12 protein-coding genes are annotated in these 12,394 nt (G+C 42.3%); 4 read left to right on the plus strand and 8 right to left on the minus strand.

Annotated elements, in window-relative coordinates:
• The first annotated feature begins 31 nt into the window (after positions 1–31).
• Both MKX52_RS17230 and MKX52_RS17235 read left to right on the plus strand, forming a co-directional pair.
• Positions 32–337 (plus strand): general stress protein, encoded by a 306-nt coding sequence (locus MKX52_RS17230; RefSeq protein WP_342491114.1) that lies wholly within the window; start codon positions 32–34, stop codon positions 335–337.
• A 126-nt stretch (positions 338–463) separates the two neighbouring features.
• Positions 464–1,273, plus strand: coding sequence for a bifunctional hydroxymethylpyrimidine kinase/phosphomethylpyrimidine kinase (locus MKX52_RS17235; RefSeq protein ID WP_012011655.1), 810 nt, complete (start codon positions 464–466; stop codon positions 1,271–1,273).
• 45 nt (positions 1,274–1,318) lie between these two features.
• On the opposite strand, the gene MKX52_RS17240 is transcribed toward MKX52_RS17235, so the two are convergent.
• From MKX52_RS17240 to MKX52_RS17265, 6 genes are all read right to left on the minus strand, one after another.
• On the minus strand, positions 1,319–2,395 hold the full coding sequence (locus tag MKX52_RS17240; RefSeq protein ID WP_342491115.1) for a chitobiase/beta-hexosaminidase C-terminal domain-containing protein: 1,077 nt from the start codon (positions 2,393–2,395) through the stop codon (positions 1,319–1,321).
• 148 nt (positions 2,396–2,543) lie between these two features.
• A complete protein-coding gene (locus MKX52_RS17245; protein WP_008359596.1) occupies positions 2,544–2,798 on the minus strand; it encodes a hypothetical protein in 255 nt (84 codons plus the stop codon).
• 189 nt (positions 2,799–2,987) lie between these two features.
• Positions 2,988–4,445 carry a sucrose-6-phosphate hydrolase gene (locus tag MKX52_RS17250; RefSeq protein WP_342491116.1) on the minus strand — a complete coding sequence of 486 codons (1,458 nt, stop codon included), beginning with the start codon at positions 4,443–4,445 and terminating at the stop codon, positions 2,988–2,990.
• Between the two features lie 19 nt (positions 4,446–4,464).
• On the minus strand, positions 4,465–5,853 hold the full coding sequence (locus MKX52_RS17255) for a sucrose-specific PTS transporter subunit IIBC (RefSeq protein ID WP_342491117.1): 1,389 nt from the start codon (positions 5,851–5,853) through the stop codon (positions 4,465–4,467).
• Between the two features lie 254 nt (positions 5,854–6,107).
• On the minus strand, positions 6,108–6,941 hold the full coding sequence (locus MKX52_RS17260; protein ID WP_088002486.1) for a PRD domain-containing protein: 834 nt from the start codon (positions 6,939–6,941) through the stop codon (positions 6,108–6,110).
• Positions 6,942–6,993: 52 nt separating this feature from the next.
• The gene (locus MKX52_RS17265; protein WP_342491118.1) at positions 6,994–7,272 is read right to left on the minus strand and encodes a hypothetical protein; all 279 of its coding nucleotides are present in this window, start codon (positions 7,270–7,272) and stop codon (positions 6,994–6,996) included.
• 500 nt (positions 7,273–7,772) lie between these two features.
• Between MKX52_RS17265 and MKX52_RS17270 the strand changes: the two genes are divergently transcribed.
• Together MKX52_RS17270 and MKX52_RS17275 are read left to right on the plus strand one after the other, a co-directional pair.
• Positions 7,773–10,199 carry a S8 family serine peptidase gene (locus MKX52_RS17270; protein WP_012011662.1) on the plus strand — a complete coding sequence of 809 codons (2,427 nt, stop codon included), beginning with the start codon at positions 7,773–7,775 and terminating at the stop codon, positions 10,197–10,199.
• A gap of 81 nt (positions 10,200–10,280) precedes the next feature.
• On the plus strand, positions 10,281–10,508 hold the full coding sequence (locus MKX52_RS17275) for a hypothetical protein (protein WP_342491119.1): 228 nt from the start codon (positions 10,281–10,283) through the stop codon (positions 10,506–10,508).
• A gap of 15 nt (positions 10,509–10,523) precedes the next feature.
• On the opposite strand, the gene MKX52_RS17280 is transcribed toward MKX52_RS17275, so the two are convergent.
• On the minus strand, positions 10,524–11,525 hold the full coding sequence (locus tag MKX52_RS17280) for an LLM class flavin-dependent oxidoreductase (RefSeq protein WP_119125545.1): 1,002 nt from the start codon (positions 11,523–11,525) through the stop codon (positions 10,524–10,526).
• Between the two features lie 55 nt (positions 11,526–11,580).
• Positions 11,581–12,330 (minus strand): oxygen-insensitive NADPH nitroreductase, encoded by a 750-nt coding sequence (gene nfsA / locus MKX52_RS17285; RefSeq protein WP_342491120.1) that lies wholly within the window; start codon positions 12,328–12,330, stop codon positions 11,581–11,583.
• Positions 12,331–12,394: the final 64 nt, after the last annotated feature.

Consider the following 12,394-nt stretch of genomic DNA (forward strand, 5'->3'; position numbering starts at 1 on the left):
TGGGAATTTTTGATGAAAAGGAGTGATGACGATGGAACATTTCACAGTAGAAAATAGCAAAGAAGCAAAACAGACCATTGAACAAATACGTTCAGCAAAGGATGATATTTTTGTTTTTGCGTACGATCCAGAACGCTCTGATACCGTCACAGAGCATACGAGTGCCAAAAGCATGACAGCGGTCGATCAAGGGATTTTAGATCAAATCGCCAATGTCATCCGCACTCGGGATGACGAGCTCATGGCCAAAATGATGTCAGTTGGCGCCGATCAGGAATTAGCCTTAACACTTTTAGACGAACTGAAAATAGGGAAATTGGTGATTTGTAAAAGATAAGGGGAAAGGCGTTCTTCCTAGGGTGGAACGCTTTTTTAGGTCGTTTCATTGTGATAAATGGAAAAGCTGATTATAATAAGGGATAGAACAGTAACTGTTACACATCACATTGGAGGTTCAGCAACTATGTCTATGAATAAAGCACTCACCATCGCAGGCTCGGATTCAAGCGGCGGTGCAGGTATCCAAGCAGATTTAAAAACGTTTCAAGAGAAAAACGTCTATGGGATGACAGCTTTAACCGTTGTCGTTGCAATGGACCCTCATAACCATTGGGATCATCAGGTGTTTCCAATTGATACGGCGACGATCCGTGCGCAGCTCTCTACCATTGTAGAAGGCATTGGGGTAGATGCGCTGAAAACAGGGATGCTCCCAACAGTCGACGTGATCGAACTTGCAGCGGACACCATCAAAACATACGACTTAAAAAATGTCGTCATTGATCCTGTTATGGTTTGTAAGGGTGCGAACGAAGTGCTATATCCAGAGCACGCTGAAGCACTGCGCGAAAAGCTTACGCCACTGGCAACCGTCATTACGCCTAACCTTTTCGAAGCAGGTCAATTAAGCGGAATCGGTGAGATCAAAACGATCGAACAAATGGAAGAAGCAGCAAAACGCATTCACGAACTTGGTGCCAAGTATGTGGTCATCACTGGAGGCGGTAAGCTAAGCCCAGATAAAGCGATCGATTTGCTTTATGATGGACAAACCTTCGAACGACTTGAAACAGATAAGATCGACACAGAATACACACACGGCGCGGGCTGCACATTCTCAGCAGCAGTCACAGCTGAACTGGCAAACGGCTCAGACGTGAAAGAAGCCATTTATGCAGCAAAAGAATTCATCACAGCTGCCATCAAAGGCTCTTTCCAGCTAAATGAATACATCGGACCAACAAAGCATTCTGCTCATCGTTTTGATAAGTAGAATAGAAAAAACCGATTCGTCTTTTGGATGAATCGGTTTTTTTGTTTATCGTAAGCTGAGTCTCTGTGCAAATAACCAATCGGTTAATCCTTTGGTCTCATAAGCAGGCGTCCATGATGCATGATCATACCCATACTTGCTTTCATACTCCGTATAAATTGGCCTTCCACCAGCATTTTGAATAGCCTGAATTGTATTTCTCGCATAGCTGATAGGGATAATGGAATCATCCTCTGCATGAAATGCCCATATTGGCTTGTGTGCTAAAATTCCCGCCTTGCTTGGATCAGCACCACCGGCAATAGAAATCATCGCTGCGAACAAACGAGGATATGTGATGTTCAACTGATACGAGCCAAATCCGCCTTGAGATAAACCAGTCGCATAAATCCTTTTCTGATCAATCTTATAAGAAGTTAACACATGCTGAAGCACTTCATAGGCTTTGTGTAAATCTGGTGAAAATTGAAATACATTTTTCAGATCGATTTCATTTTGCGCATTTCTTGTTAAAGCAAAGCCCCCATCCACAGTATTTCGCGCCTGAGGTGCTAGTACGTATGCAGGATGTTTCTTTTGAACTTCAGGAGAAGCCCATAAAACTGCACCATCGTTCGCAAGTAACTGCTTTTGATTATCGGTCCCTCTTTCCCCGCCTCCATGTAAGAATAGGACTAGAGGATAAGCTTTACCCCTCTTATGGTTTGTCGGAATGTACAACCGATAAGGCATTCCTTGATATTCAAAAGATAAAAAAGATGATGCAATATCCTCTCGTGTGACAAAACGATAATTGTACGTAGAAGTAGCTAGGTAGTGCTTATTTTTGTAAGCGCTTACTTTTAAAGTTGTATTGGTATCAATATGAATAGGCTTTTTATACCGCTGACTTTGAGATGTCGGCTGACTGCCGTCTGTTGTGTAATACAAAGTAGCTTTTGGCACCGGAGAATGGAGAGCCACCTCTTGTGCACGATAATATTGACCAGATGGTAAGGAAGCGGTAGGTGTAAAAAATGACGTGTGCGGGGTTCGAGCAGATGAAACGGAAGGACTAAGAAAACTCATAGAAAAAAGGACAATGATAGCGGTAATCAAATATTTCTTGGTTGCATGGTTCATATCGTTCCTCCTGTATAAGCTTAGATGAATTTTCATTTATTTTGTATCATGACAAAAGAAATGTCAACGCTTTCATTTTAATTTTTAATGATCTGACTAAAAAAAGCATACCCATACACAGGTATACTTTTTCACGATACATTCATACCTACTTTTGCTGATCAGATTCTTTCGCCATTTTTCGAATAAAGGCTTCAATAGATTCAACAAATAAGGCATATTCTTTCATTTGTTTATACGTATCTGACAGCTTCTCTTTTAATTCTTCCTGCTCTAGAGAAGGTTCACCGAGAATAGATTGGACTTGAATGAGCAATTCTTTATATTCTTCACGTTTATCTTCAACATGATCTGCCATTGTCTCCAAGCGTTTTCTAGTCGTCGGCTGCTGTTTTGAATTCAAGTAAACAACCCCTTTTTGTCCTATCGCATTTGGATAAACGTCAGCCTCAGCTGTATATATTTTAAAATGATACCATAATTCCACCTGTTATCATATATGTAAAACGTCATCAAACCGCTTCTGGCAACGCTTGTATATACATGATATAGCCCCTAAGATACAGGCTGAATTCACTAGAAAAAAAGCAGATCATTGATCTACTTTTCTTTGTAAATGCCATGTTTTTAGTTTAAGTTTTGTTTCATTTCTGCCACTGATTGAGATTGATTTATTCCCCGGGGAAGGAAAGTAACGAGCAGTCAATACTTCTCTGCCTCCGTTTACAAAAATCTCAATTGAAGATGCATCGATCAAGATGTGAAGGTCGTGTAATTCCTCTATTGCCACTTCTCGAACTTCTTTTGTTCGATCTTCAAATCGATCTCTCTCTAATGTCAGTTTGCCCTCATCTTTATCATAAATGATACGGGCTGCCGCACGAATACAGCATTCAAACCCTTTTTGTGTATCAATTTGATCAATGAATAACTCTGCACTCGTAATATCATCTACAGGAATCGATTGAACAGAGCGTTTGATATGGAAAACATGCTCTTGTTCGTTGGTTCTCATCGCCTGAAGCTCAGTGACGGGCTTTTGAATCAGATGTCCATCTTCATCTAAACGTAGCTCTCTTGGAATGGTGAGGCAGTGTATCCATTGATAAGAAATCGTTGGGTGATGCTCTTCTCCTTGATCAGGCACTCCCATCCATCCAATTAAAAGGCGTCTGCCTGATTCGTCTAGAAAGGTTTGCTGCGCATAGAAGTCAAAGCCTCGATCCAGCTCCTCAAACGCTCCGTGCGTATATTGATAGGTATGGTCATCCAATTTCCCAACAAAATAACCTGATTGATGTGTATTATGATATTTTAAGCCATTCGGCTCGAGCCCCTGCGGCGACACAATCAATACATCCCGGCCATCTAATTCAAATAGATCTGGACATTCCCACATATAGCCGAAATCCTCTAATCCATTTTTCCCACTGCCTGCAATGATGCCTTGAAACGTCCAATTGTCTAAAGTATCAGAGGTAAATAAGACGAGATTCCCTTTCAGGTCAAGGCTTTGTGCACCTAGAACCATGTACCACTGGCCATTTCGCTTCCATACTTTCGGATCACGAAAATGGGCAGTGAATCCCTCTGGAAGCGTCGCCACGACACCTTTTTTCTGAAAATGAATGCCATCCTCTGAAACCGCTAAACATTGATACGTCTCGCGGTTCCCTTGTTCATCGCGAACGTTGCCAGTGTACATCACATACATATGTCCATCGTCAATGACTGCACTGCCAGAATAACAGCCGTTTTGATCAAACCAATCACTTGGCGCAAGAGCGGCTTCCTCGTGCTGCCAATTCACTAAATCTGTCGATGTGTAATGGCCCCAAAATTTTGCGCCGTGACCCGTTTTGAATGGCTGCCACTGATAAAAAATGTGGTAAACCCCTTTCCACTGAATCAACCCATTCGGGTCATTTAAAAGACCAACCGGCGGCATTAAATGAAAATGCTGGCGATACACATCTTTTTTCACCAAATGCCCATAGTTTCGAATACGTTCTGCTACCTTTTGACGAAGTGCTGCGTCAGTTGTTGTCATGACTGTGACCACTCCTTGATTATTTTTCTACTTCTTTTACTTTAAACATGATAGTGAGAGTAAATGAGACCGCAACAGCGATTAACATACCAATCACATAATTCACCACATTTTGCATACCGAATGGCGCTGCAATCGCAATCATCGGAATACCAGTTAAACCATAGGCGTTGGCGGCTACCTTTGTGAAAACAACAAATGCCCCGCCTAATGCGCCTCCAATCATCGCGGCGATAAACGGCTTACGATAGCGGAGATTGACACCGAATATCACAGGCTCGGTAATCCCTAGGAAAGCAGAGAAAGCTGCAGGTAGTGCGATTTCCTTTGTTTTCGCTCGTTTCGCTAAGAAAAAGACCGCCAAGCCTGCCCCGCCCTGTGCTACGTTAGACATCGCCCAAATTGGCAGCAAATAGTTACGTCCAATATCATTCAACAGTCCAGCTTCAATCGCATGGAAGCTATGATGAACCCCTGTGAGCACAATAAGTGAGTAGGCTCCTCCGAAAATGAGTCCTGCTAAGAACCCTGCATGATCATAAATAAATGTCAGTGCATTCGAAATTCCTGTACCGAGCATTCTTCCAAGCGGCCCAACAGCAATAAACGTCACAAATCCAGTCACAATCACCGTCACAAATGGAGTCACAAGTAAATCAATACTGTTCGGAACCACTTTTCTTAAATTCTTTTCAACAAGGCACATGATGTACACAGTCAATAACACTGGAATGACTGTTCCTTGGTAACCAAGAAGAGCAATATCAAAATTGAATAAATGCATATACTCTGGTTTCGCATCTGTCAGTCCCCACGGGTTGAGCAGGTTCGGGTGAATCATAATCCCCCCAATAACGGCTCCTAAATACGGATTTCCACCAAACTCTTTCGCTGCACTGACCCCAATTAAAATCGGCAAAATGATAAAGGCTGCGCTTGAGAACATATCAAGCATTTGAAAAATCGCGGAGCTTGGGTCAGCCCATTTGAAGGCTTTCATCATACCTAATAAGCCCATTAATAAACCGCTTGCAACAATCGCTGGAATGATCGGCACAAATATATTTGATAACGTCTTTGCAAAACGAGCAAGTGGATTCATTTTTTGTTTCACTGCTTCATCATGGCTGACAGGTTTTTGTTTCTCGTCGTCTGTCTCAAGGCCAGTCTCACGAGCAAAAGGTTCATATACTTTGTTGACTGCTCCTGTTCCAAAAATGATTTGGAATTGCCCCGAGCTTGAGAAAGCCCCCTTTACCCCTTCAAGTTCCTCAATGGCCTCTTTGTCAATTAGCTCTTCATCTTTCATCACCAATCTGAGTCTTGTTGCACAATGCGTGGCACTGATGACATTTTCTTTGCCACCTAATAGTTCTGTTAATTCTTTGGCTGTTTTTTGATAATCCATGTTGTCTCCTCCTTTTTTAAAGCAAAAAAGACCTAAAATTCACCAACGATAAAAGGACATACACGTCCCCTCGTTACGCAAATTTTAGGTCTTGCCTGCCTGACAGTCACAATCCCACGATATCAAATTTTGATTACGCTTTCATCATAGTATAAGAGCGTGACCTGCGTCAACCTCTTTTTTCGAATCTATTGACCCATATACACTAATTAAAGTAGTGTGCATAAAAAAAAGCCTGCATGCAGGCACAACCACTAAACCAATTCGGCATCCTGCAGACGCTGGACATGCAGCGTGATGTAGCCGATCTCCGATTCAGGGAGATAAAGTTCATATTCATTTTTCAACAAATCAGCGAGTCCACGTGCACACTGGTAAGCCAAATCATACTTTGTTTGGATAAAACTCAGCATGTCATCGTCCATGATTTGAAATGCCTCATTTGATTCCAACCTGCCTAATGCATACCTCAAATGTGTCACAAGCCGCTGATAGGAAATACTATCCTCATCAATTGAATACTGAAAATAGCTTTCTATATGCTCGATCATTTCTTTGATCATCGTTGTATATTTCACGGTCTTTTTCATAGACTCCGTATTCATTTTGGCCGTATGAATATGGAGTGCTACATACCCTGCCTCATCGTCCGGCAGTTCAACCCCGAGCCGCTCCTTTACATAACGAATGGCATACTTTCCAATATCATATTCCTGCTTATATAAGACTTTGATCTCACCAAGCAATTTATTATATAGCACAATGCCCTTTTGAATGCGCTCAATGGCAAAGGATAAATGGTCAGTCAGTGATATGTGGATATGATCACTAAGCGGCATCATCAGTTCACCCTCTGCATAACTGATGATATGCTCTGCCACCTCAATATGCGCTTCGGGCAATGTTGCAAGGATTTGTTTGAATTTCTCATTTTCTTCACGCACAACAAAGATTTTCTCTATTTTTTGAACGGGAACGACGTCATTTTTCCCCTTCTGAAAAGCAATTCCGGGCCCCATCACAATTTTCTCCTGATCACCTTCCTTTACAACAACTGCATTGTTATTCAATATCTTATATATCTTCAAGGGGTATCCTCTCCCACCAGATAACGTTTCTTATGTGGGATTTTACCCTGTTTCATCTCCCATGTAAAGGTAAGAGCGGACCAGCACGCGCCTCTCTCGTCGTCTTCTTATCAAGCATTATCAGACTTTGCTTAAACGCTCTTTCTGACCTGCGCTTCTTGTTCTTTACTTCTGCCAGCTTCTCTAGCTCTCTCTCTTTCACGATTTGAAAGAAACGATCATCCACTGCAGCTGCCTGAAAACGTTGCTGCTTCATCATCACACCAGGATTCACAAGCACATTCATCATGAAACCAAACCATACACTCAACCAGTTTTTGAATTTCCTCACTGAACATCCCTCCGCTTTTCTTAGAATCTAGCAGTTCTAGCAAAACAACTGCTCCTATCATATCCCGAGAAAAAAGAAAGGTTTGTCACAATCTGGGTGAAAAAACAAACTAGTTTTCAGAAGTTTTGTTGAAAAGTGCAGAAGATCATCATGTACGAGGATGTTTCAATAAAAATTTTATACACACTATATCCAAAAGATAAGCACACCTTATCAACAGGGTTTATCCACATATCAACACCCCATTACTAGATTTTGTGTATGAGATTTTTTTGTTTTCCATATATATATCTAAATAATTGAGTTATCAACAGGAGTTTGTGCATAAGTGAGACTTTATAAACAAAATAGTTCTTTATAACTATGTAAAATAAGACCATTTTAGTAAAGGAATTGTTTTCATCGTATTGAATACTTAATAACGGGCAGTGAATCTTTCCTATTTATCTACAAAAAGAAAGGCTATCTCCCTAAAAACACATCTAGAAAGGGGAAAATTAATGAAAAAGGTTATCTCTCGTTCTTCCGTTCTATTGTTCTCCACTATTTTTGTTTTATCCACATTCTTTACAGGTCAACAGGCTGCTGCCGCTCCATCGAACAAACAGGTGGAACTGGAAAAAGCAGAAATCTTCGGTGAAATCAATGTCAAATCTAGAAAACATACCACTGTCATTGTTGAATTAAAGGAAAAATCTTTAGTTGAAGCAAAGCAAGAAGGCAAAGCTCAAACAAAAGCCTCCCTCAAAAAATCTCGAACAAAAGTAAAAAATGAAGCACTCAAAGAAATTGATAAAGCGAGTGTTCGTCAAGAATATGAAAAAGTCTTCTCTGGTTTCTCTATGAAACTTCCTGCAAACGAAATTCCGAAGCTGCTCGCAGTTGACGGAGTCAAAGCCGTTTATCCGGACGTTACATATCAAACAGATGAAGTGAAAAAGGAAAGCATTCAGCTTCCAAATGAAGATGTCTCCCCTCTTATGGATAAAAGCGCTCCGTTTATCGGTGCACCAAAAGCTTGGGATGCCGGCTACTCTGGAAAAGGGGTAAAAGTCGCTGTCATTGATACTGGAGTTGACTATACCCACCCTGATTTAAAAGGAAACTTTGGTTTATACAAAGGCTATGATTTTGTTGATAACGATTATTCTCCGCAAGAGACACCTAAAGGAGACCCTAGAGGTGAATCGACAGACCACGGCACACACGTTGCAGGGACAATTGCTGCCAATGGACAAATGAAAGGTGTCGCCAAGGATGCCACACTTCTTGCATACCGTGTACTTGGACCAGGCGGTTCTGGAACAACTGAAAACGTTCTTGCAGGCATCGACCGTGCTGTTACTGATGGAGCAGATGTTATGAACCTCTCTCTCGGAAACAGTGTGAATAACCCTGATTATGCTACAAGTATCGCACTTGATTGGGCCATGTCTGAAGGCGTTGTCGCTGTCACATCGAATGGAAACAGCGGTCCGAACAGCTGGACAGTCGGATCTCCCGGCACGTCAAGAGATGCCATATCTGTCGGAGCAACTCAGCTTCCTTACAGCCTTTACAATGTGACATTCCCGAACTATTCTACTGCAAAAGTGATGGGCTACTACCAAGAGAGTGATTTAAAAGCACTTGACCAAAAACAAGTCACACTCGTCCATGCAGGGATCGGTGACGAAAAAGCATTTGAAGACATTGATGTGAAAGGAAAGGTTGCCGTGATCGAGCGAGGAGCGATTGCCTTTGTTGATAAAGTCGACAATGCAAAAGCTGCTGGTGCAATCGGCGTTGTGATGTTTAACAACACCGATGGGGAAATTCCAGTCGATGTACCAGGTCTTGCTCTTCCAACGATTAAGCTATCAAAAGCTGAAGGAACGGCGCTTGTCAATGCCATTGAGGCTGGAAATAATACAACGACTTTCTCCATTCAATTTGTTAAAGAGCTTAGTGAGCAAGTCGCTGACTTCTCCTCTCGCGGACCAGTTGTGGATACGTGGATGATTAAGCCTGATTTATCAGCGCCAGGGGTCAGCATTGTGAGTACAATCCCAACGCACGATCCTTCTCAGCCTTACGGATATGGATCAAAGCAAGGAACAAGCATGGCTTCACCGCATGTGGCTGGGGTTGCAGCGATCATTAAGCAAGCAAAACCATCTTACTCAACAGCACAAATTAAAGCATTGCTGATGAATACAGCAGAAAAACTATTCGATGCAAACGGCAACCCATTCCCTCACAACACACAAGGGACAGGCAGTGTTCGAATTATCGAATCACTCCAAGCGTCATCTATCGTTTCTGATGCGAGTTATTCTTATGGCACTTTCTTGAAAGAAAAAGGCGTTCAAATCAAAACGAAGAAATTCAAGGTAGAGAACCTTTCAAAAGCACCGAAAACATACACCATTGATTACAAATTCGATGGCAGCGGCATCAGCACAAACGGAACGAAGAAAATCACTGTCAAAGGGAATTCCACAGGGTCCTTTACTTCCGCCGTACAAGTGAAATACGGTAAAACCAAAAAAGGAACGTACCAAGGTAGCATTACCCTTCGCGAAAATGGCAGAAAGGTCACAGAGATTCCGACTTTATTGATTGTAAAAGAACCTGATTATCCGCGCGTCACTTCGGTTTCTGTAGAGCCGGATAACCGTGCTGGAAGCTATGTCATTAGCAGCTATCTGCCTGGCGGAGCTGAAAACCTTGCATTCCTCGTCTACTCGACAGATGGAGAGTATTTAGGTGAAGCAGGTGTTTATCAACATGTTGATAAAGGAGAACACCGCGTAAAATGGAATGGCACAATCAATCAAGGTCAAAAGCTCGAATCTGGTGAGTATACAATGCTTGCGTATGCAAGTTTGAAAGGGAAATCTGACACTGTTCAAACGAAGGAACCTTTCGATATTTACCCTGAATAAATGTGAATCACAAGAAAAGCCTTGAATGAGCGGATCAGCTCATCAAGGCTTTTTGATCATATATGGAGGAAAGAGAGACTGATGTTGATATTGCTATGGATCGTTTCTTGTTTTACTGCTTTTTTTCTAACGATCACCCTGTTGTATTTTTTCACCCTTTTATATGCGAAACATCCTCGTCCTTTTCATCAAACATGCGAGCTGACAGTCTATGTGTCCTTTATTTACCCACTTAGTTTGCTTGTGACAGCCTCGTTTATTTTCATCATGATGCTTCTCTTCCCTCTCTACTGGCTGCGTGGACGCTAACTAGACATACATACGTTATGCATCAAAGGCTTCTTTTAATAAACGATAGGATGTGAGCCGGTCTTGCATGCGGTGAGTGATGGTCACGGCAATCACTTCATTTGTACGATAAGCCTTCGTTAGTGCCGTCAGCTGCTTTTTCACAGAAGATGGCGTCCCAACCACCATTCTTTGACGATTGGCAGCCACACGTTTTTGTTCATATGGACTATAGGAATATGCTTGTGCCTTTTCATATGAAGGAAATCCCCCGAGGTTTTGCCCCTGTTCATTGGCAAGTAAAGATAAATCTAAACTGACTGCCAGTTTTTCTGCCTGTTCCTCAGTTTCAGCACATAAAACGAAGACCGCCAGACTAACGCGCGGCTTCTCACCGAATGCTGATGGTTCGAACCGGTTGATATATTGTTCTACAGAATCTTCTCCACCTTCACCATTGATAAATAGAGCAAACGTATAGCCTGCACCTGCTTTCGCCGCAAGTCTTGCACTTCCTCCAGAGGAACCAAGCATCCATACCTCGGGTGCAGTCTCTACTTTCGGAGAAGCGGTTAAATGAGGCAATGGATAAAATTCATCTGCTAGGTCGTGTAAATAGACCTTCAACTCTTCTACTTGCTCAGGATATTGATCACCTAGACGTTTTCGTTCACCATGATGAAGAGCAATGGAGGAAATCGGCATACCACCAGGAGCACGTCCAATTCCAAGATCAATTCTGCCAGGAGCGAGAGCCTCGAGAACCCTGAAGTTCTCTGCTACTTTATACGCGCTGTAGTGCGGCAGCATCACACCTCCTGAGCCAATACGTATATGTGACGTAACGGCTGATAAATGACCGAGGAGCACCTCTGGACTCGATCCTGCAAGCCGGTTTGAAAAGTGATGCTCTGATACCCAAAATCGGTGATAGCCCCACTTTTCTGCCTGTTTTGCCAATTCAACCGTTTGCTTCAAGGCTTCAGCAGGAGTTGCATCTCCAATTAAAGGAGATTGATCCAGTATACTTAATTTCATCTTACTGCACCTCTTACAGAAATCCCCCTCTCTCCATCGAAAGGGGGATTTCTATTTATTTTCGATTAAAGCCCTTCTCTTTTACAAATTCCCCAAGGAAGGCACGCTTTGGCTGACTAAAGCCGCGAAGCATCTGCTTAGACCAAGTATCTGTTCTCTCTCCGTTTGTTCGTTCTTCATAATAGGATGAAATACGATCATCGTATTCTTTTAAATAACGATCCACACGCGCTTCATCTTGCTGATATGAATTTTCATGATAAATGAGTTCAACTGGCAACCGTTCCTTTTGTGACGATTGACTTGCTGGATGTCCAACAACCAGACCAAATAACGGCAACACATATGATGGTGTTTCAAGCAGATTAGAGACTTCTCTCAGTTGATTGCGCAGGCCGCCAATATAGCAGATCCCAAGTCCCATTGATTCTGCGGCTATACTCATATTTTGCGCAGCGAGCGCCGTATCAATGACGCTAATGAGAAAGGCTTCCGTATTCTCAAGCGCCTCCTGATGATTCTTCCCTGCTTTTTTTGCAATATCATCATGGCGTTTCAAGTCTGCACAGAAGACAAAGAAATGCCCATTCTTCTCAACGTATGGCTGATTCCCAGCCAGTTCAGCAAGCTTGGCCTTCTTCTCTTGATCTGTCACACCAATAATACTGTACGCCTGTACATAGCTTGATGTCGAAGCAGCCTGTGCACTTTTAATAAGTGTCAGCACCTCTTCTTCGGACAAACGCTCGTCTGTAAACGAACGGATGGACCGATGATTTAATATCGTTTCTATCGTTTTGTTCAATTCGAAGACCTCCTTCACTTCTCCTATCATAAGACAAAGATATATGGCTTTTCAAAAATTAAAA

The sequence above is a fragment of the Bacillus sp. FSL R5-0422 genome, assembly GCF_038610765.1.
Lineage (GTDB): Bacteria > Bacillota > Bacilli > Bacillales > Bacillaceae > Bacillus > Bacillus pumilus_O.

What these genes read in the sequence shown, in the direction of transcription:
- MKX52_RS17230 (WP_342491114.1), top strand. Translation starts at nt 32, where the DNA reads ATGGAACATTTCACAGTAGAAAATAGCAAAGAAGCAAAACAGACCATT.
- MKX52_RS17235 (WP_012011655.1), top strand. Translation starts at nt 464, where the DNA reads ATGTCTATGAATAAAGCACTCACCATCGCAGGCTCGGATTCAAGCGGC.
- MKX52_RS17240 (WP_342491115.1), bottom strand. Translation starts at nt 2,395, where the DNA reads ATGAACCATGCAACCAAGAAATATTTGATTACCGCTATCATTGTCCTT.
- MKX52_RS17250 (WP_342491116.1), bottom strand. Translation starts at nt 4,445, where the DNA reads ATGACAACAACTGACGCAGCACTTCGTCAAAAGGTAGCAGAACGTATT.
- MKX52_RS17255 (WP_342491117.1), bottom strand. Translation starts at nt 5,853, where the DNA reads ATGGATTATCAAAAAACAGCCAAAGAATTAACAGAACTATTAGGTGGC.
- MKX52_RS17270 (WP_012011662.1), top strand. Translation starts at nt 7,773, where the DNA reads ATGAAAAAGGTTATCTCTCGTTCTTCCGTTCTATTGTTCTCCACTATT.
- MKX52_RS17275 (WP_342491119.1), top strand. Translation starts at nt 10,281, where the DNA reads ATGTTGATATTGCTATGGATCGTTTCTTGTTTTACTGCTTTTTTTCTA.
- MKX52_RS17280 (WP_119125545.1), bottom strand. Translation starts at nt 11,525, where the DNA reads ATGAAATTAAGTATACTGGATCAATCTCCTTTAATTGGAGATGCAACT.